The 18741-nt window shown below is 66.3% G+C and carries 17 protein-coding genes, 3 tRNA genes and 1 other RNA gene; 18 read left to right on the top strand and 3 right to left on the bottom strand.

Translation table 11 applies throughout. The features are described 5' to 3' along the window. Positions 1-830: 830 nt before the first annotated feature. The 3 genes from IFSED24_RS06930 to IFSED24_RS06920 form a co-directional block, all read right to left on the bottom strand. Complete coding sequence (locus IFSED24_RS06930; RefSeq protein WP_491334487.1) at positions 831-1046, bottom strand: helix-turn-helix domain-containing protein; 216 nt, start codon at positions 1044-1046, stop codon at positions 831-833. Positions 1047-1319: 273 nt separating this feature from the next. Further along, the gene (locus IFSED24_RS06925) at positions 1320-2474 is read right to left on the bottom strand and encodes a hypothetical protein (RefSeq protein ID WP_491334486.1); all 1155 of its coding nucleotides are present in this window, start codon (positions 2472-2474) and stop codon (positions 1320-1322) included. Between the two features lie 153 nt (positions 2475-2627). Beyond that, positions 2628-3797: a tyrosine-type recombinase/integrase gene (locus tag IFSED24_RS06920; protein ID WP_491334485.1), complete on the bottom strand. Its 1170-nt coding sequence runs from the start codon at positions 3795-3797 to the stop codon at positions 2628-2630. Positions 3798-4292: 495 nt separating this feature from the next. Between IFSED24_RS06920 and IFSED24_RS06915 the strand changes: the two genes are divergently transcribed. From IFSED24_RS06915 to recA, 18 genes are all read left to right on the top strand, one after another. Beyond that, positions 4293-6140 (top strand): hypothetical protein, encoded by a 1848-nt coding sequence (locus IFSED24_RS06915; RefSeq protein WP_491334484.1) that lies wholly within the window; start codon positions 4293-4295, stop codon positions 6138-6140. Beyond that, a complete protein-coding gene (locus IFSED24_RS06910) occupies positions 6137-8287 on the top strand; it encodes an SMP-30/gluconolactonase/LRE family protein (RefSeq protein ID WP_491334483.1) in 2151 nt (716 codons plus the stop codon). The genes IFSED24_RS06915 and IFSED24_RS06910 overlap by 4 nt, the downstream gene beginning before the upstream one ends. After that, positions 8284-8775: a tRNA adenosine(34) deaminase TadA gene (gene tadA, locus IFSED24_RS06905; RefSeq protein ID WP_491334482.1), complete on the top strand. Its 492-nt coding sequence runs from the start codon at positions 8284-8286 to the stop codon at positions 8773-8775. Before IFSED24_RS06910 ends, tadA begins: the two co-directional genes overlap by 4 nt. A gap of 42 nt (positions 8776-8817) precedes the next feature. Continuing rightward, positions 8818-8905: transfer RNA gene (locus IFSED24_RS06900), tRNA-Ser, on the top strand. Positions 8906-8931: 26 nt separating this feature from the next. Continuing rightward, positions 8932-9021 (top strand) — tRNA-Ser (locus IFSED24_RS06895). A gap of 72 nt (positions 9022-9093) precedes the next feature. Next, positions 9094-9169 (top strand) — tRNA-Ala (locus IFSED24_RS06890). A gap of 36 nt (positions 9170-9205) precedes the next feature. Continuing rightward, an RNA gene (ffs, locus tag IFSED24_RS06885) (signal recognition particle sRNA small type) lies at positions 9206-9303 on the top strand. 71 nt (positions 9304-9374) lie between these two features. Beyond that, entirely contained in the window at positions 9375-11108 is a 1734-nt protein-coding gene (dnaX, locus tag IFSED24_RS06880; protein WP_491334481.1) for a DNA polymerase III subunit gamma/tau, read from the top strand. Positions 11109-11149: 41 nt separating this feature from the next. Then, complete coding sequence (locus IFSED24_RS06875) at positions 11150-11470, top strand: YbaB/EbfC family nucleoid-associated protein (protein WP_491334480.1); 321 nt, start codon at positions 11150-11152, stop codon at positions 11468-11470. Between the two features lies 1 nt (position 11471). Continuing rightward, positions 11472-12110 carry a recombination mediator RecR gene (recR, locus tag IFSED24_RS06870; RefSeq protein WP_491334479.1) on the top strand — a complete coding sequence of 213 codons (639 nt, stop codon included), beginning with the start codon at positions 11472-11474 and terminating at the stop codon, positions 12108-12110. A gap of 135 nt (positions 12111-12245) precedes the next feature. Further along, a complete protein-coding gene (locus IFSED24_RS06865; protein WP_491334478.1) occupies positions 12246-12743 on the top strand; it encodes a roadblock/LC7 domain-containing protein in 498 nt (165 codons plus the stop codon). Between the two features lie 39 nt (positions 12744-12782). Then, the gene (locus tag IFSED24_RS06860) at positions 12783-13379 is read left to right on the top strand and encodes a GTP-binding protein (protein ID WP_491334477.1); all 597 of its coding nucleotides are present in this window, start codon (positions 12783-12785) and stop codon (positions 13377-13379) included. A gap of 131 nt (positions 13380-13510) precedes the next feature. After that, the gene (locus IFSED24_RS06855) at positions 13511-14413 is read left to right on the top strand and encodes an ABC transporter substrate-binding protein (RefSeq protein ID WP_491334476.1); all 903 of its coding nucleotides are present in this window, start codon (positions 13511-13513) and stop codon (positions 14411-14413) included. Next, positions 14385-15113, top strand: coding sequence for an ABC transporter permease (locus tag IFSED24_RS06850; protein ID WP_491334475.1), 729 nt, complete (start codon positions 14385-14387; stop codon positions 15111-15113). Before IFSED24_RS06855 ends, IFSED24_RS06850 begins: the two co-directional genes overlap by 29 nt. Positions 15114-15188: 75 nt before the next feature. After that, on the top strand, positions 15189-15674 hold the full coding sequence (locus tag IFSED24_RS06845) for a phosphatidylglycerophosphatase A family protein (RefSeq protein ID WP_491334474.1): 486 nt from the start codon (positions 15189-15191) through the stop codon (positions 15672-15674). Positions 15675-15685: 11 nt separating this feature from the next. Next, the gene (locus tag IFSED24_RS06840) at positions 15686-16945 is read left to right on the top strand and encodes a nicotinamide-nucleotide amidohydrolase family protein (protein ID WP_491334473.1); all 1260 of its coding nucleotides are present in this window, start codon (positions 15686-15688) and stop codon (positions 16943-16945) included. Then, a complete protein-coding gene (thpR, locus tag IFSED24_RS06835; RefSeq protein ID WP_491334472.1) occupies positions 16942-17499 on the top strand; it encodes an RNA 2',3'-cyclic phosphodiesterase in 558 nt (185 codons plus the stop codon). Before IFSED24_RS06840 ends, thpR begins: the two co-directional genes overlap by 4 nt. A gap of 128 nt (positions 17500-17627) precedes the next feature. Continuing rightward, positions 17628-18740: a recombinase RecA gene (recA, locus tag IFSED24_RS06830; RefSeq protein WP_491334471.1), complete on the top strand. Its 1113-nt coding sequence runs from the start codon at positions 17628-17630 to the stop codon at positions 18738-18740. The last annotated feature ends 1 nt before the right edge of the window (position 18741 follow it).

The following is an 18741-nucleotide window of genomic DNA, read 5'->3' as shown; positions in this document are numbered from 1 at the left end:
TCACTGTGGCAGGAGTGGTGTCGAAAGCCTCAGCAATCTCCCGACGCGTCTTTCCTCGTCGGATCATTTCCTCTACTTCTGGGATGTCGTGAATCTTCATAGCCTGACCGATACCTTTCTCGGATCTAATGCCTATCCTAAGAGCTTAGAGAGTGCCCTGTCTAATTTCTGAACCCAGTTTGGTCTACTCGTGTCAATGTAGTTCTCTTCCTTTACTGGGCACTTTCTAATCTCTCCTCGTTTCTTCATTCGATATGCTGTTCTTTCTGGAATACCAGTTTCTTTTATAAGCTGGGACATGCTGGGATAGAGTCTGCCTTTGTAGACTACTGGTTTAGAATTGTATTTAGCCATATTTGAAATACCTTTCGTTGTAGATGTATATATTTGTCAGATCGAATAGAATAGAGTGTTTATAATGGAACCTCATTTACTTCCTAAGAGCTGCCCCCTAACCCCCAATGACTTCCTTCATAATATAAGTATGTAGATGGCAGGAGTCGGTGCCGATTTTCTTTCGGTTTCTGCCGTGACCTATATGTCTATCTGATGTAAATAGCGTATTGGCAGCGTGTAGTGGCATAGAATGTTATTGAGGGAGATGTTCTTCTCTTATCTGGTTCAAGTCTGAGTTCAAAGTTCTTATTGGGCAGTCTGGCTGCCAGGTTTCGTTCCGACAGCCAGCACTACAATCGGCTTGGTAGTAATTCCATTGATTATCGTGAAAAAGAAATGGTCAGACGAGACTTCTCGTCTCATAGGTGCCGTTGGTAGGGGCAAAATTTGCGTTTGAAAAACCGAGCAGAAACCCACCTAAAATGCAGAAAGACTTAGGCAGCGTTCTGGAGGTTGTCCTCGATGAACTGCTCCACATCGCTCAACCGATACATCACATTCTTCCCGATCTTCACGTGCGGCAGGTTGTATCGCTGGACACAGCGCCAGGTAGCCAGGGTTGCCTCAGAAACACCGAGGATTTCAGACACTTCACTCGGCTTCAAGAGACGAGTATTCCCATTTTTCGTGACATAGTCGTTCCGCTTCATTTCAATATTATCCTTCACTTAGGTCTCTGGTATCTTGATTCAAAACCCATCTGCTTTGCTTCTCAACCATGTTAGAATAATACCATCATTAGATGAGAAAGTATATAAAAACGGAGAGATTAGAGGCAATTTATATTATTGTATGGCAACAACTTAGGGCGCTCGACAAAGAAAATTGTCCCGCCCGTAAATTCATATTTTATATAGGATAAGCGGCGCAGCGTAAAAGCCTATAAATCGGGCAAATAGAGGCTTGTTCGTGATAGCTGTCACCTATAGATAAGGATAGTCCAGCGAGCAGAATGTATTGCGTCCGTCCACATCACTGTAATCCAGGATTTGTAATTCCCTGCTCAGATCAACCTGAAAGCTCCAGGCTAAGAACAGTTCTTTCAGCCACAGTTTCTGCTGGTAGGACAGTGACAGGAAATTGAGAGCCACGCGATACAGGTCGCGAAGATGCTGCTGGCAGTCTTCACGGCTGATTTCTCCATCTTCGAATCCCTTCATCAGGCGGCGATGAGATTTCGCCAGCCTGGAGGCTTGGATACTGCCCTCGTCGCCAGAGAAGAGTTCTCTTTTGACCAAGGCGATCAGTTCCGCAGCGGTAGATGAATGTTGGATTGGGGTTTCTTCCTGGCGACGATCTGCTATCCACTTGGAGGCATAGAGACGAAGCGTGAACTCGTCAGCGTCGGTCATTCCGCCTGGCTTCAAGTGGCAGAGATGGAGAGCAGCAACGATGAGATCGTGGATGAATGACCAGCCATCTGGAACTGGCACAGCCGTGAGTTCGTCTTCTTCCCAAAAGAGAAATGGCTCGATAGGGAACTCGTTGAGTCGTTCGTAGAAGAAGCACTCCAGAAATTGGATCAGGCGAGCGACATCACCAGTTCTGTCGATCTGCGCTTCGGCAAGCCTGTGGAGGTCGTTCATCAGCAGGCGTATTTCATCGTCGGTCATTATGTCCCTTATCAGAACCAAGAGCGACCAGAAGTGGGGCTTCAATTCTCTTGGCTGGAGAGATTGCGTCCAGGCAATAGTCTCGTGGCAGATTTCCTCTGCTTCGCTTTCGTCGTAAAATTCGCAAAATCTCGCTAAGTCAGTGGTGACTCCAATGAGATCTGCCAGACCCACTGGGCTTCCGAGTTGAAGCACACACATGTAGAGGTAGGCGATTCCATGCTCGCAGTTGAAATCGTCTGGAATGAGTTCGTAGGGCTTATCGGGTGGTAGTTCGTTCGGCAGGTAGTCCGACAGCAACGAAGGAATGCCTACCTCTGGCTCCTCGGTGATCGTTGTTGGATCTGGATGGAGATAGGATGTGCTGGCTGGTGCGGAAACTCTACGAACGACCTTTTTGCTGTTCGCGGTTGGCTCTTCTTCCCAGTCAGGTGAAATCGGGTTTGTGTCTATGTTCTTTGGCATAGCGTCTCCTTTCTATTCAGTCCCCACGCGTGGGGGGTATAGGAGTAAATAGTCTGGAGGATTTGGCTGGAGGCGACAGAAGTGGCAGAAAACAAAAGGTCGGGACGATTTGCCCCGACCTTGGTGGGTTGATTGGGTCTGTAGAGGCGGGATCTACTTCGAGGTGGCAAACCCCATTATCACCGCACTGACCGCCTCTCTTGCGTCCCGAACAGCAGCGTTGTTCATACGAGCATAAACCATCGTCGCTGCTTGGCTGCGATGTCCAAGAGAGCGACCGATGGTGAGCAGGTTGATGCCCAAGTCAGCCTGGATGCTCGCGTTCGTTCGGCGCAAATCGTGGATGCGAAAATCTACGATGTTCGCCTGCTTCAAGATTCGCTTCCAGGCAGTCTTCACTTCAACGATATGCCCCGTCTTGCCGTCGCTGGGAAACACCCACTCGCTTGAAGATCGTTCGTGGCGAGCTTTGAGGATGTTCATCGCGTTATCCTCAAGCGGCACGATCAACGCGTCGTCGTTCTTCGTGCGCTGGATGAGCCAAGTCTCCTTCTCCCAGTCAATGTCTTCCCAGCGCATCTCCAGCACATTAGTCTTTCGCGCACCAGTCAGTAGGAGCAGCCAGAAGATGTCCCGCATATCGTCGTTCGGCTCGTTCTCCAGGGCTTCAAGGAACCTCGGGAACTCGTCATCCTCAAGACGGCGACTGCGAGACTTTTCAGCGAGCTTCTCAACGCCGATCGCTGGGTTCTTGCCACTGAAATAGTCCCGCTTGTAGCCGAAGTTGTAGAGCGTCTTCACCAAGGCGATCAATCGGTTGGCAGAGTATTTTCCGTTCTCGCGAACCATCTGGTCGTATAGACCCTGTAGGTCGCTACGAGTGATGGCGTCAATCTTCCTGTGGTGGAACTTCTTGAGGTAGTTGTTGAACTGGCGCACATCCTCCGCCCAGGTGCGCTTTCCGCCTTCTTCTGGAGGACGCTTAGCTCGCTCCAAGAAAGCGTCAAACAACTGGGTGAGCGTCAATCCACCACGGATGCTCGGACCGATGCCGCGAGGATCAATCCCTTCTGCGATACAAGCATTGTATTCGTGCGCTTTGCCTTGTGCCTTCTGGTAGGCAAGATCGGGAAATAGACCGATGCGGATGCGGATCGGCGTTCCCTTGAACTTGCGGTAGAAGTAGAAGGTCTTTTGTCCCGCTGGAGAAACCTGGAGTTCCAGCCCACGGGTTTCCGTGTCGTAGTAGTAGTCCTTTGAGCCGTTGGTTGGCGGCTCAATGCTCTTGATGGCGTCCTTATTGAACTTGAAGCGGCGGTTCATCTCAAAACCTCGTCTGCTGATATACCTGTGGGATACTTCTGATGCTTAGAATTATACCAGTTGAGCAAAGAAGAGTAAAGACAATTGATCGATAAAGCGTTATAAATGAGGTATATAATGGGTTTCGGCAAAGATGATCAAAGTAGGTCAAACTAATGACCACCTGACTACGGATCAGGAGGTTGGGGGTTCGAATCCTCCTGGGCGTACCACTCAAATTGCGAGAAGAGCGGGCTGTCGAGGCAGCCCGCTCTTCTATTTGTCGTGAGGTGAAGACCGGGCGGTGGTGTCTTGGACCGTCGACTGCCGGAACCGTCAATGGCCCACCGCGTTTATCCCCGTGGACAGGTCCGATCCCGGGGATCTGGTTTGATCCTTGCTCCGGCATGATGGCCGCCGCCAGCGCGCCCCTTGCCATTTTCCGCCCTCGTCCCTACTGTCCGCTGGAACGGGCGCCCGGGCGCGCCCGCGCACCACCAACCTGGATGGAACCCATTGCGAAGCCTGCCCTGCTCGATACTCCGGCTCACGGCCCTGCTGCTGCTGCCCGCGCTGGCCCTGGCCGCACCGCCGCCCCGCGTCCCCGTGAGCGAACTCGCCCCGGGCCAGACCGGGTACGGTCTGACCGTCTTCCAGGGCACCGAGCCCGATACCTTCGGGGTGACGATCCTCGGTGTGCGCCACCAAGCCCGCGCCGGCGGCGACATCATCCTGGTCGAGCTGTCGGGCCATGACCTCGAAGAGACCGCCGTGGCCCAGGGGATGAGTGGCAGCCCGGTCTACCTCGACGACGGGCGGCTGCTGGGCGCGGTGGCCTTCGGCTGGCCCGGCGCGCTGCGGCCCATCGCCGGGCTAACTCCGGCGGCGGAACTGGACGAAGCGGCCGCGCGCGACGACATTAAGGTCTCCCGGGCGACCATGTCGCCGGCCAGTCCGGTCGACCTGCTCGGCACCCCGGCCGCCACGAACCTGGCCGCGGCTCTCCTCGGCGGCACCGCCCCGCCCGCGATCACACCGGCCGCAAGCGAGCCCTGGCCGTCGCCCGAGGCCCTGGCCCTCCGCCTGTTCCCGCCGGCACCGGACGCACCGGCCGCGGGCAACCTCGCCCCGCTGGAGATGGGACTCTACGCCCTGCCCGCCGGCATGGCCGCCAGCGCGGTCACCACCGTGGCGCCAACGCTGGTCCCCGGCTCGGCCTGCGCCGTGGCCCTGGTCACCGGCGACGCCCAGCTCGGCGCCATCGGCACCGTCAGCACCGTCGACGGCGCGCGCGTGGTCTGCATGGCCCACCCGTTCATGCAGTTCGGTCCGGTGGATCTGCCGCTGGCCATCGCCGAGATCGTCACCCTGTTTCCGAGCCGCGAGATCAGCTTCAAGATGGGGTCGGCCGGTCCGGTGGTCGGCCGCATCACCCACGACCTGCGCGCCGGCCTGGCCGGCGAACTCGGCGCCAGCGCGCCCACCACGCAGGTGCAGGTCACGGTGGACCTGCCCACCGGCCGCCGCGACTTCCGGTTCGACGTGGCCCGACAGACCCAACTCACTCCGCAGCTCGTCCTCTGGTGCCTCTACAACACCCTGCTGGTGGAGGGCGACGACCGCAGCGACCAGCTCGTCCGCTACGACCTCTCCCTGGACCTGGCCGACAGCCGCGGACGACCCCTGGCGCCGGTGACCCTCGAAGGCGTCACCGGCGGACCCGGCGGGGTGGCCGCCCTGGCGGCGGACTGGCAGGCGCCGCTGGCCATCCTGCTGAACAACCGCCACGAGCCGCTCTCCGTCACCGGTATCGAGGCGCGGCTCGCAGTCGAGCGGCCGGCCCGCGCCGCCTGGATCAAGAGCCTGCACGCGCCCGCCCGTATCGCTCCGGGCGAGGAGTTCACCGTGGAGGTGGAGCTGGAGCAGCGCCACGGGCCCACCAGCCGCGAGCGCTTCACCCTCACCGCGCCGACCGACCTCGGCCCGGGGCCCCTGCGCCTGGGCGCCGCCAGCGCCCGCGAGTTCTTCCAGCTCGACGCGGTGCGCGCCGCGGGGCTCTTCGCCGACCACGGCCTGGCGGCGACCTTCGACCTGCTCAACCGGCCCCGCTCGCTGGACGAGCTGACCGTGGCCCTGGTGGCCGCCGAGCCCGGGCTCACCGCCGGCGGACGCGAGCTCGTCAACCTGCCCGAGTCGATCAAGCACACGCTGCGCGGCGGACCGCCGGGTGCGGTCCAGCCCACGATGGCCGCGTACAAGCTCCGCACCGCGCGCCGCCTCGGCATGATCCTGAACGGGTACGCCGTGCAGGACGTCGCCATCCACAACCAGTCCGCCCCCCGAGCCGAGGGAGACCGTCCATGATCCGCTGCTTCGTCACCGTGCTGTCGCTCCTGCCCGCGATCGTGGCCAGCGCCGCCGGTCCCGCGTTCTGGGACAGCCCCGAGATGGTGCCCTTCACCGACGGCGAGCTGCGCGGCGCCGGCCTCGACGCCCGCGGCAGCCTGGTGCCCGGACTGGTCGCCGAGACCCTGCTGGCCGACAGCAGCCTCGTGTTCTGGTCGGTGGCCAGCGCGGACGAGATGCTCTGGGCCGGCAGCGGCCACGAGGGGCGCGTCTGGCGTCTGAACCGCCGCGGCGACGCCAGCCTGCTGGCCGATCTGCCCGCCGAGGAAGTCTTCAGCGTGCTGGTCGACCAGGAAGGCGTGATCGTGGGCTGCGGTCCGGGCGGACAGCTCTACGCCATCGATGGCGAGGGCCGGAGCACCGCGCTCGGCGCCATCCCCGGAGGCTATGCCTGGGATCTGGAACGGGCGCCCGACGGTACGGTCTACATCGCGGCCGGCAGCCCGGCGGCGGTCTATCGCCTCGATTCTGACGGACCGGTGCTGGTCACCGAGCTGCCCGCGAGCAACGCCCTGGACCTGGCGGTCCTGGACGACGGCACGCTGCTGGTGGCGTCGCAGGGGCCAGGCCGCGTCTTCCACGTCGAGCCCGGGCCCCGGCGCTGGGCGCTGGTGCTGGCCATGGATCAGGACGAGGGGCGGCAGGTGCTCCGCGGACCGGACGGCTGGTATGCCCTGGGCTACCAGGGCGAGGACGGCCACGGCGGCCAGAACGGCAACGGCCGCCAGAGCATGGATTTCGACAACCCGTTCGACATCATGGTCACCGCCGACGCCGACGTGCAGCCCGTGCGCGCCGCGCTCTACAGGCTGGACGGCGGGGCGCCGCACCGGGTCTGGACCAGCGAGTACATCCTGACCAGCGTGGTCTGGAGCGCGGACCACGGCTGGCTCGGCGCCGGCTCCCGCGAGGAGGCCGGGCCCACGGTGATCTACGCGCTCGAGGCGCCCAACGGTCGCCGTCCGCTGGCCACCTTCGAGGGCGGCGACGTGGTCGACCTGGCGGTTCACGAGCGCGACGGCAAGACCGACGAGATCCTGGTGGCCCAGGCTCATCCCGGACGCATCACGCGCCTGCACGTGGCCGGCAAGAACGAGGCGGAGGCGCTGGGCCCGCCGCTCGACGGCAAGCTCCCCATGCGCTGGGCCCGCCTGACCTGGCGCGGTCCGGCCGGAGGCAACGAGCCCCGGTTCGCCGTGCGCACCGGCATGAGCCCGAGCCCCGACGAGTCCTGGACCGAGTGGCGGACCCTGGGCAAGGGTCGCGATCTCGACCTCGCCGATCTCCCGCCCGCCCGCGGCCTCCAGTGGCGCGTCACCCTCTCTCCGGGCAGCCGCGTGGACGCGGTCACGGTCTCGGCGGTGGAGCCCAACCTGGCCCCCGCCATCACCCATTTCACCGTGCAGCCCGACGGGCAGATCTACCAGGGCAGCATGATGCAGCCCCCCGGCAACGCGACCCAGAGCTTCCGCGACGGCCTGCAGGTGGAGTACTCCACCCAGAGCCGCGACGACCGGCGGCTCGACCGCGATCGCGCCGGTTCGCTGCGTCCGCTGCGCGCGCTCACCTGGCACGCCAGCGACCCGAACGAGGACCGCCTGGGCTTCCGCCTCTTCTACCGCCGCGAGGGCGATCAGGACTGGCGGACGCTCGACGGGCCAACCCGCGAGCAGGTGCGTAGCTGGGACACCGCGGGCCTGCCCGACGGCTGGTACGAGGTGCGCCTGGTGGCCAGCGACCTGCTCGATAATCCCGCCAGCGAGGCACGGACCGCCGAGAAGGTGATCGGCCCGGTGCCGGTGGACAACACGCCGCCGGAGCTCTCGAACTGGCGGCTCACCCACCAGCGCGACGGCTTCCAGATCGAGCTGCGCGCCGAGGACGCCTTCGGCCCGCTGGCGGGGGCCGAGGTGGAGCTGCCCGACGGCAGCGTCGAGCGGCTCGATCCCCGGGACGGGGTCTGCGATGCCGCCCGCGAGGAATTCGCGGTGGCGCTGCCCTACCCGCGGGCCTGGAGCCAGACCGCGCCGCGGCCCTGGCGCGTCCGGGTCCGGGTCTGGGATCTGCGCGGCAACGTGGCGCACGTCGAGGGGATGCTGCCGTGAGCGAGAGCTTGCTCGCGGGCTTCCAGAGCCACGAGCACTGGATGCGCCAGGCGTTGCGCGAGGCCGAACTGGCCGCAACCGCGGGGGAGGTGCCCGTGGGGGCGCTGGTGGTGCGCGACGGGCAGGTCCTGGGGCGCGGCCACAATCAGGTCGAGGGGCTCCAGGACGCCACGGCCCACGCCGAGGTGCTGGCGATCACCGCGGCGAGCACCGGCTGCGGACAGTGGCGCCTCGACGACGCCACGCTCTACGTCACCCTCGAGCCCTGCACCATGTGCTGCGGAGCGCTGCTTTTGAGCCGGATTCCGACGGTGGTCTTCGGGGTGCACGATCCGCGGGCCGGCGCGGTGGTCTCCACGGCGCGGCTGCTGCAGGGCCATCCTTACCGCTACCCCGTGGAGGTGGTCGGAGGGATCCTGGCCGGCGCCTGCGGCGACCTGCTGACGAGCTTTTTCCAGCAGCGTCGAGAAACGCCCGGGGAGTGTTGATTTCCCCGCAAGCCGATGTTATATTGCGCCCTCCGATTCGGCGGAGAGGTGCGAGAGTGGCTGAATCGGCACGACTGGAAATCGTGTGAGCCTCCGGGTTCCGAGGGTTCGAATCCCTCCCTCTCCGCCAGGCGACACGACGAGCCAGAACCTCGCGGAGAGGTGCCGGAGCGGTTGAACGGGGCGGTCTCGAAAACCGTTGAGCTCGCAAGAGTTCCCAGGGTTCGAATCCCTGCCTCTCCGCCAGTTTACGACGATCGCCCGGGCGATCGTTGGCGCCGGCCCGGGCCGGTGCTACGTTACAATCGAATACCGGGTGGGGATGTAGCTCAGCTGGGAGAGCGCCTCGTTCGCAACGAGGAGGCCGTGGGTTCAAGTCCCATCATCTCCACCACCGATTTTCCCGGGCACCCAGCCCGGGACACGGTTGGGCCAGGCCCGGCGTGACGTCGGAGCGCTAACCCCGCCAGGGCCGGAAGGCAGCAACGGTACGCTCACTCCGTCGTGTGCGTCGTCAGCCTGGCCCTCTATTTTGGCGGCGCTCCGGACCCAGGTCTGGCCGCCGGCCCCACTATCGCCTCGACCTGGAGCAACGCTGCATGTCCTACCAGGCCATCGCCCGCAAGTACCGCCCCGAGACCTTCGCCGACGTGGTGGGACAGGAGCATGTCACGGCCACGCTGCGCGCCGCGTTGCGCAAGGACAAGCTGAGCCACGCCTACGTCTTCAGCGGTCCGCGCGGCTGTGGCAAGACCACCGTGGCGCGGCTGCTGGCCAAGGCGCTCAACTGCACCGCCAGCACCGACGGCGACCCCTGCGGCGCCTGCGCCAACTGCCAGGCCATCGCCCGCGGCAGCTTCCTCGACGTGCTGGAGATCGACGCTGCGAGCAACACCGGGGTCGACAACATCCGCGAGCTGCGCGACATGGCCAAGCTCGCCCCCGGCGAGGGCCACAGCCGGGTGTTCATCATCGACGAGGTCCACATGCTCTCCAAGGGCGCGTTCAACGCGCTGTTGAAGATCCTCGAGGAGCCGCCGACCAAGGTCTTCTTCTTCTTCGCCACCACCGAGCCCAACAAGATCCCGCGCACCATCCTGTCGCGGTGCCAGCGCTTCGATTTCCGGCTGCTCTCGCGCGACCAGCTCGCCGGCCGGCTGGAGGCGATCTGCCGGCAGGAGGCGGTGGACATCGACGAGAGCGGCCTGCGAGTCCTGGTATCGCTGGCCGAGGGCAGCATGCGCGACGGCCAGAGCCTTCTCGATCAGGCCATCGCCAGCTGCGAGGGGACCATCGACGAGGCCGCGCTGGTGGCGCTCTTCGGCCTGGTGCGCTCCGAGCTCTACATCGAGCTGAACGCCGCCATCTGCGCCGCCGACGCCGCCCGCGCGCTGCGCCTGGTGGACCAGCTCGCCGCCGCCGGCCAGGACCTGACGGTCTTCGCCCGCGGCCTGGTCACCAATTTCCGCAACCTGCTCATCCTCAAGGTCGACCCGGGCCTGCGCGAGGCGGTCGACCTGACCGACGACCAGATCGCCCAGCTCCAGCCCGTGCTCGAGCGCTTCGGCGAGCAGGACCTGCTGGCCATGCTCGACCGCGCGGGCGTGCACTACGACCGCATCCACCGCAGCACCCAGCCGCGGATCCTGCTCGAGGCCGCGGTGGTGGAGCTGGCGCGCTGGGAGGAACGGGTGGTGCTCAGCGACCTGGTGCAGCGCCTGCGCCGGCTCGTGGCGTCCGGCGGCGTGCCCACCGCCGGCGGCAGCGGCGGCGCCCGCCCGGCGACCCCGTCCGCCAGCATCCGGCGTCCGGCCACCGGCAGCGGCGACCAGGCGGCGCCGGCGATCGCCACCGCGCCGTCCGGTCGCGACGCCCGGCCCGCGGCCGGAACCCTCGAGAGCTGGACCGAGTTCGTCAACACGGTCATGCAACAGAACCCCGGCCTGGCCTCGTGCCTGATGACCGGCCTGCCCGAGATCGACGACGCGACCAGCCGCCTGACCGTGGCCTTCGCCGCGGAGAATGCATTCAAGCTGAAGCTGCTCGAGGACGGCCGCGCCGAGATCGAGCGGCACGTCCAGGCGTTCTTCGGCCGCCCGCTGCGCCTGGAGCTGCAGCTCGTGGCCGACCACGCCGGCCCCACGCACGAGGTGCAGGAGGCCATCCGGCGCGAGGTGGCTCCCACCGATCGTGAGACCCTGACCCGCGATTGCGCCAGCGACCCCGACCTCGGCCGGCTGGTCGACCTGGTCCAGGGGCAGCCGCTGGCCGAGACCGAACGAGAGAAGTGGGCCGCGCCCGCGGCGCCCGACGAGGACCCCGACGAGGCCTGACGCCCCGTCACCATCGCGGCCCGGTGGCCGCTGGAGGCAAGATGGACATCCGACAGCTCATGAAGCAGGCCCAGCAGATGCAGGCCAAGATGCAGAAGACCCAGGAGGAGCTGGCCCAGAAGACCGTGACCGCCGAGGTCGGCGGGGGGCAGGTCACGGTGACCATGAACGGCAAGCACCAGCTCCTGGACCTCGTGATCAAGCCCGAGGCCATGGACCCCGACGACGTGGAATTCCTGCAGGACATGGTCCTCTCGGCGGTGAACGAGGCCGGCCGCAAGGTGGACGAGCTGGTGGAGCAGGAGATGGGCGGCGCCATGGGCGGCATGAACATCCCGGGCCTGAACCTGCCGGGGATGTAGCATGTACGCAGGCGGCGGGGCCGGCAATCCGGGCGGCGAGTTCCAGTCGCCCGCCCTCGAACAGCTCGTGCGCAACCTGCAGCAGTTGCCGGGGCTCGGCCGCAAGTCGGCCACCCGCATCGCCTTGCACTTGCTGCAGGATCACGATCATGCTGGTCGCCTGACCGCGGCCATCGAGACCGCGCGGGCCCAGGTCACCCAGTGCTCGCGCTGCGGTGCCATCACCGAGCCCGACCCCTGCACCATCTGCACCAGCGGCGCGCGCGACGCGACCCTGCTCTGCGTGGTCGCCAGCCCGGTGGATATCCTGCCCTTCGAGAAGGCGGCGTTCTTTCGCGGCCGCTACTTCGTGCTGGGTGGGCTGCTGTCGCCGCTGGACGGTGTCCGCGCCGAGGACCTGCCCTTCCCGAGGCTTCTCGAGAGACTCGACGAGGACCAGGTGCGCGAGGTGATCCTGGCGCTGGACACCAGCGTCGAGGGCGAGACCACGGCGCTGTATCTGCAGCGCCTGTTCGCGGGCCGCGACCTCCAGCTGACCCGCCTGGCCACGGGCATTCCCGTGGGCGGCGCCCTGGCCTACACCGACGAAGCGACCCTGCAGCGGGCGTTCCTGCACCGGCAGGGCGTCGAGGGCGAGTGATTTCCGCCGGGTCTTGAGGCTTTCTTCACATTCCGGGACACCGACGCTCAAGCTCCATGCTCCCGGGTCGATAACACCGGTGTACAGACGCCCGCACGTCGAATCGAGCCGCCGAGAGCGGTCGGGAGTGAACCCATGGTCAGAGCCGAATGGGCCATCTTCGAGGAAGATTACTGGGCCATCACCAACGCCCTGGAGGCGCTGGTCCAGAGCAGTCAAGCCAAGCACGTGCTCCTGGTGGATCGCACGGGACAGCTCATCGCCCAGACCGGCCTGGATCCCGAGTTCGACACCCAGAGCTTCGCCTCGCTCTGCGCCGCGGACTTCGAGGCCAACTACGCGCTGGCCAAGCTCATCGGCGAGGATGACTTCTCCACGCTCTACCACCAGGGCGCCCGCGACAGCATGTACCTCGGCAAGATCGAGAAGGGCGTGGTCCTGGCGGTGGTCTTCGACCGGAGCACCACGCTGGGGCTGGTGCGGTTGCGCGTGAAGAAGGCCGTGGAAGAACTGAACGTGATCATCGACGGGCTCTACGACAAACTCCAGTACCGCAACGAGGAATACGACCCCTTCGACGACGAGTTCTCCGTCGGGGTCGAGCAGGAAATCGACAATCTGTTCGTGGATTGAGTGCCAGCCGGCTGAGCCGGCCACGGAAGGGGCAAGGACGTGTCGCTGATCAACTACTCCTCCCGCGAGATCAATTGCAAGATCGTGTACTACGGTCCCGGTCTGGGGGGCAAGACCACGAACATCCAGTACATCTATGACAAGCTCGCTCCGGACACCAAGGGCAAGCTGGTCACCCTGGCCACCGAGATGGACCGCACGCTGTTCTTCGACTTCCTGCCGCTGGAGCTGGGGGAGGTCAAGGGTTTCAAGACGCGGTTCCACCTCTACACCGTGCCCGGTCAGGTGTACTACAACGCCAGCCGCAAGCTCATCCTGCGCGGCTGCGACGGCATCGTCTTCGTGGGCGACAGCAGCGAGGCGCGGTTCGAGGCCAACGTCGAGTCGCTGTACAACCTTCACGAGAACCTGAAGGAGTACAACCTCGAGCTGGGCAAGATCCCCTTCGTCATGCAGTGGAACAAGCGCGACCTGCCCGACGCCATGCCCATGGCCGAACTCAACGAGGAGCTCAACCCCGAGGGCTTCGAATCCTTCGCGGCGGTGGCCTACCAGGGTGACGGCGTGTTCGACACCCTCAAGTGCGTGGCCAAGCAGGTGCTCCGGCAGCTGCAGACCCAGCCCGCAGGGGTCTAGCTCGGATTTCCGCAGCGGGGCCGATCCGGATCTTCTCCGGATCGGCCTCGCTTTTTCTGTGCCTGGCTCCCGAGGTTGCTTGAGGCTGCGGCGAAATGGGGTATTGTTCGGCTGCCTGGAAGGAGCTGAACATGCGACGACTCGGATTCATGATCGTGGCGATCCTGCTGGCCGGCTGCGGCGGAACCGGCGACGAGACCTTGGTGCTGGGGCTGATCAAGCCCTCGCTCGACCATCTGCCTTACGATTTCGTGGAGCTCGCCGACGATCCGGCGCTCGCCGGTGTGTCGATCCGCTACTTCACCAGCGGCTGGGAGGCCAACGAGGCGCTGGCCGCCGGCAAGGTCGACGCGGCCATCCTGCCCTTCACCTACGCCTGGACCGACGTCGACCGCGGCCTGCCCGTGAAGATCGTGGGCTTCCTCGAGCGCGAGAGCGACGGCATCGTGGCGCGACGCGAGTTCGCCACGCTGGCCGACCTCGCCGGGCGCCGCATCGGCGTGCTGCGCGCCTCGACCCTGGAGGTCCTGGCGGTGATGGCGCTCGCGGAGCGCGGCATCGCGGCCGAGCTGGTCCCCCTGCGCAGCCCGGCCGAGATGGCGGCGGCGCTCCAGGCCGGCGAGGTCGACGCGCTCAGCTTCTACGTGCCGCCCATCCTCGGCTTCGGTGACGAGTACCACGTGGTGCACTGGTACGGCGACGACCATCCCGGGCATCCCTGCTGCGACCTGGCCGTGCACGCGCCCGCGGCCGCGCGCAAACGCGAGGCGCTCGATCGGCTACGCACCGCGCTGGCCGTGGCCGCCACGCGACTGGAGTCCGACCGCGACCAGGCGGTGGCGGCCGCCGCCGAGATCTTCGCGCTGTCGCCCGACCTCTCGACCCGGGCGCTGGAGCGGCTGCGGTTCCACGCCGGCCGCGAGGAGGCCGGCCGCCGCTTCGAACTCGCCGCGGCCAGGGTCATGCACGATCTGGGCTATCTCGAGGCCATCCCGGACACCAGCGATGTCTATCTCCAGCTCGCGGACCGCTAGGCTCGGCGGCTACTTGCTGCTGGCCGGCCTGCTGGTGGGGCTGCTGCGCTCGCTGCACCTCACGGCCGCCGACCTCGCCGAACTCCGCCTGTCGTGGCCGCGGCTGGCCCTCGACCTCCTCGTGTCGCTGGCCCGTACCACGGCGGCCTGCCTCGTGGCCTGGCTCGCCGGCAGCCTGGCGGGCTATCTGCTCTGGACCCGCCCCTGGCTCGACCGTCTCTGCTTGCCCCTGGTGAACTTCGTGCGCGCCGTGTCCCCCTTCGCCTGGCTGCCCTTCGCGGTGGTCTGGTTCGGCCTGGGGGAGCTGCCGGTGGCGTTCATCCTCCTGGTGGCGCTCTTCTTCCCCTGCGTGGTGGCTGCCCGCGACGCCTTCGGCCAGATCGACCGCGATTACGTCGACGAGGCCCGCGTCCTCGGCGCCGCCGGCTGGTGCCTGCTGGCGGAGGTCATGGGCCCGCTGGCCCTGCCCGCGCTCGTGTCGCTGTTGCGCGTGGCCTGGGCCCTGGGCTGGGGCACGGTGGTGGCCGCGGAGATGCTCGGCGTGGACAGCGGCCTCGGCTTCCGCCTGCTCGAGTTCCGCTTCCTGGTGCAGTATCCCGCCATGCTGGTCTACCTGGTGGTGATGGGACTGGTGGGCATCGGGGTCGACCGGAGCCTGCGCCGCCTGGCCGCCACGGTGGCGCGCTGGCGAGGGGAGTGACCCGCAGCAGCGTTGACCCTCGCGCGCACCCCGCCTATCTTCCCGCCGACGCGCACTCGCGAGAAAGGACCCCTCATGACCCGCGCCCTGGTTCATCTCATCGGCACCTTCTTCGGCTCCGGTTACGCTCCCATCGCGCCGGCCACCGCCGGCAGCCTGCTCTACGCCGTGCTCTGGTTCGGCGCCTGGACGCTCTGGGGCCCCATCCCCATCTGGATCCAGCTGGTGGCGCTGGCCCTGGTCACCGCGGTGGGCATCTGGGCCGCCGACCGGCTCGAGCGCGAGCACGGCGAGGATCCCGGCCTCTGCGTCATCGACGAGGTGGCCGGCATGCAGGTCACGTACCTGTGGTTGAGCGGCGGCCCCCTGGTCTGGCTCGGCGGGTTCCTCTGGTTCCGTTTCTTCGACATCCTCAAGCCCTTCGGCGTGCGCAAGCTGGAGCAACTGGGCGGCGGCGGCGGCGTGGGGATCATGGCCGACGATCTCGGCGCCGGCGTGCTCGCCTGCCTAGCCACCCACGCCTCGGTGGCCGTGGCGGCCTGGCTGGGGTTCACGTTGTGAACGAGGTGCCGGTGCGGATCATCGCGGTGGGGGACGAACTGCTCGAGGGCCGCACCAGCGACACCAACAGCACCCGCATCCAGCGTGCGCTCGGCAGCCACGCGGTCACCGTCCGCGACATCACCGTGGTCCACGATCGCGAGGAGGACATCACCGCGGCGCTGGACCGCACCGCGCCCGGGGACATCGTCTTCCTCTGCGGCGGCCTGGGCTCGACCCGCGACGACCTGACCCGCGAGGCGCTGGCCGCCTGGGCCGGCGTGCCGCTGCACTTCCGCGCCGACGTGGCCGCCGAGCTGGCCGCGCTGCGCCGCCGCCGCGGCCTGCCCTGCCACGTCGAGGGCGACAAGCAGGCGCTGGTGCCGGCGGGCTGCGAGCCGGTGACCAATCCGGTGGGGTCGGCACCGGGCCTGGTGGGCGCGCTGCACGGCCGGCGGCTGGCCGTGCTGCCCGGGGTGCCGGCGGAGCTGCAGGGGTTGCTACCCGGGGTCCTGGCCGGTCTGGAGCGGCTGGGCGCCTTGCCGGCGGCCCGGCCCATGCGGTTGTGGCGCATCGCCCAGGTGGCCGAACTGCCCGTGGCTCGCCTGACCGAGCCGATCCGCGCCCGCTTCGCGCATCTGAGCTGGTCCTGGTGGCTGGTGGAGTGGGGCGTGGACGTGCGGATCGCCGCTGGACCGGAGCAGCAGGCCGATCTCGTCGCGGCCGCCGACGCGGTCGACCGTGTCCTGGGCGACGTGGTCTACGCGCACGAGATGGTGGATCTGCCCGCGGTCGTGCAGGCCGCCATGGTGGCCCGCGGGGCCACGCTGGCGGTGGCCGAGAGCTGCACGGGCGGCTTGCTGGGCGCCGCCGTCACGAGCCAGGCCGGCAGCAGTGGCTACTACCTGGGGGGTGTGCTCAGCTACGCCGATACGGTCAAGACCGGGCTTCTGATGGTCGATGCGGCGCAGCTCGCGGAGCACGGAGCCGTGTCGCGGCCGGTGGCCGAACAGATGGCCCGGGGCGTCCGGTTGCGGACCGGATCCGATTACGCGCTGGCCGTCACCGGCGTCGCCGGTCCCGGAGGCGGCACCGAGGAGAAGCCCGTGGGAACCACCTGGATCGCGCTGGCTGGTCCCGAGGGGGTCGTGGCCGGTCGTTACCGGTTCACCGGCGACCGCGAGCGTATCCGCCGCCTCGCCGTGGCCGCGGCGCTGGACGCGCTGCGCCGGCAGCTGGCCGGACTGCCGGTCTACGTGCCCGCGGTCCACAGCTGGGGGCAGGCGGAGTGAGGCTCTTCGTCGCCGTCAACCCGCCGTCACGATTGCGCCAGGACCTGGCCACGCGGCTCGACACCATCCAGGGCCGCGTGCGCATCGCCTGGACCGACGCCGAGACCTGGCACCTGACCCTGGCCTTCCTCGGCGAATGGCCGCCCGCCCGCTTGCCGGCGTTGACGACGGCCCTCCAAGAGGCCACGGCGGCGCAGGGGCCGCTGACGATCCAGCCGGGAAAGGTGGGGGCGTTTCCCGGTCTCCAGCGTCCCCGGGTCCTCTTCCTGCATCTGGATGGGGGCGAACCGCTGGGGATGCTGGCGTTCCGCGTGCAGCAGGCCGTGGACCGGGCCTGGCCCGACGGTCCTCAGGACCGCAAGGACTTCCGGCCGCACCTGACCCTGGCCCGCATCAAGCGCCCGCTGCTGGGCGCCGAGGCGACCCTGTTGCGGGCGCTGGATCTGGGCGAGTTGCCGCCCTTCACCGTGTCCAGCGTGGCGCTCATGGCCAGCCAGCGGCGCCGTGACGGAGCCCGCTACACCATCCAGGCCGACCTGCCGCTGGATCGTTGAGGGGCGTTCCGCCCGGGGGGCGAAAATTTCACGAAAGAGCTTGCTGCGTCCACCACGGTCGTGCTATCTTGCGGCTCGGATCGAGCGATCCGCCCGCCCACCCGGTCACGAGACAACAGGAGATGCCCATGGCGCAGAAGAACGACGAGAAGACCAAGGCCCTGGAACTCACCCGCGCCCAGATCGAGAAGCAGTTCGGCAAGGGCGCCATCATGCTCCTCGGCGACAACAAGATCTACGACGAGACCGACGCCATCTCCACCGGCAGCCTCGCGCTGGACATCGCGCTGGGCGTGGGGGGCCTGCCCCGCGGGCGCGTGGTGGAGATCTACGGGCCGGAGGGCAGCGGCAAGACCACCGTGGCGCTGAGCACGGTGGCCAACATGCAGAAGAACGGCGGCGTGGCGGCGTTCATCGACGCCGAGCACGCCATGGATCCCATCTACGCGCGCAAGCTGGGCGTGGACATCGACAACCTGCTGGTGTCGCAGCCGGACACGGGGGAGCAGGCGCTGGAGATCACCGAGATGCTCGTGCGTTCGGGCGCGGTGGACATCGTGGTCATCGACTCGGTGGCGGCGCTGGTGCCGCGGGCGGAGATCGAGGGCGAGATGGGCGACCAGCACGTGGGCCTGCAGGCCCGGCTCATGAGCCAGGCGCTGCGCAAGCTCACGGGCGCCATCGCCAAGACCAACACGCTGGTGCTGTTCACCAACCAGATCCGCATGAAGATCGGCGTCATGTTCGGCAATCCCGAGACCACCTCGGGCGGCAACGCCCTGAAGTTCTACAGCTCGGTCCGCCTGGACATCCGCCGCATCGGCGCCATCACCCAGGGCGAGGACGTCATCGGCAACCAGGTCCGCGTCAAGGTCGTCAAGAACAAGGTGGCCGCCCCCTTCAAGAAGGCCGAGTTCGACATCCTCTACGGCGAGGGAATCAGCAAGGAAGGCGACCTCATCGACCTGGGCGTCGCGGCGGGAGTGGTCCAGAAGAGCGGGGCCTGGTACAGCTACGGCGAGGAGCGGCTGGGGCAGGGGCGCGAGAACGTGCGCGTGTTCCTCAGGGAGAACCCCGACCTCTACGAGGATCTGGCGGGCCAGGTCTTCGATTTCTACGGCATCCGTCGCAAGAAGAACACGGCCGCGGCTGCCAGCGCGGCGCCGGCCAAGGACGAGAAGAAGCCAGAAGCCCCTGCCGTCGCCGCCGACGCCAAGGCCACGCGCAAGGCCGGGGCCTAGC

The sequence above is a fragment of the Candidatus Latescibacter sp. IFSED24 genome (genome assembly GCF_058273205.1).
This window is presented reverse-complemented; position numbering and strand designations above follow the sequence as displayed.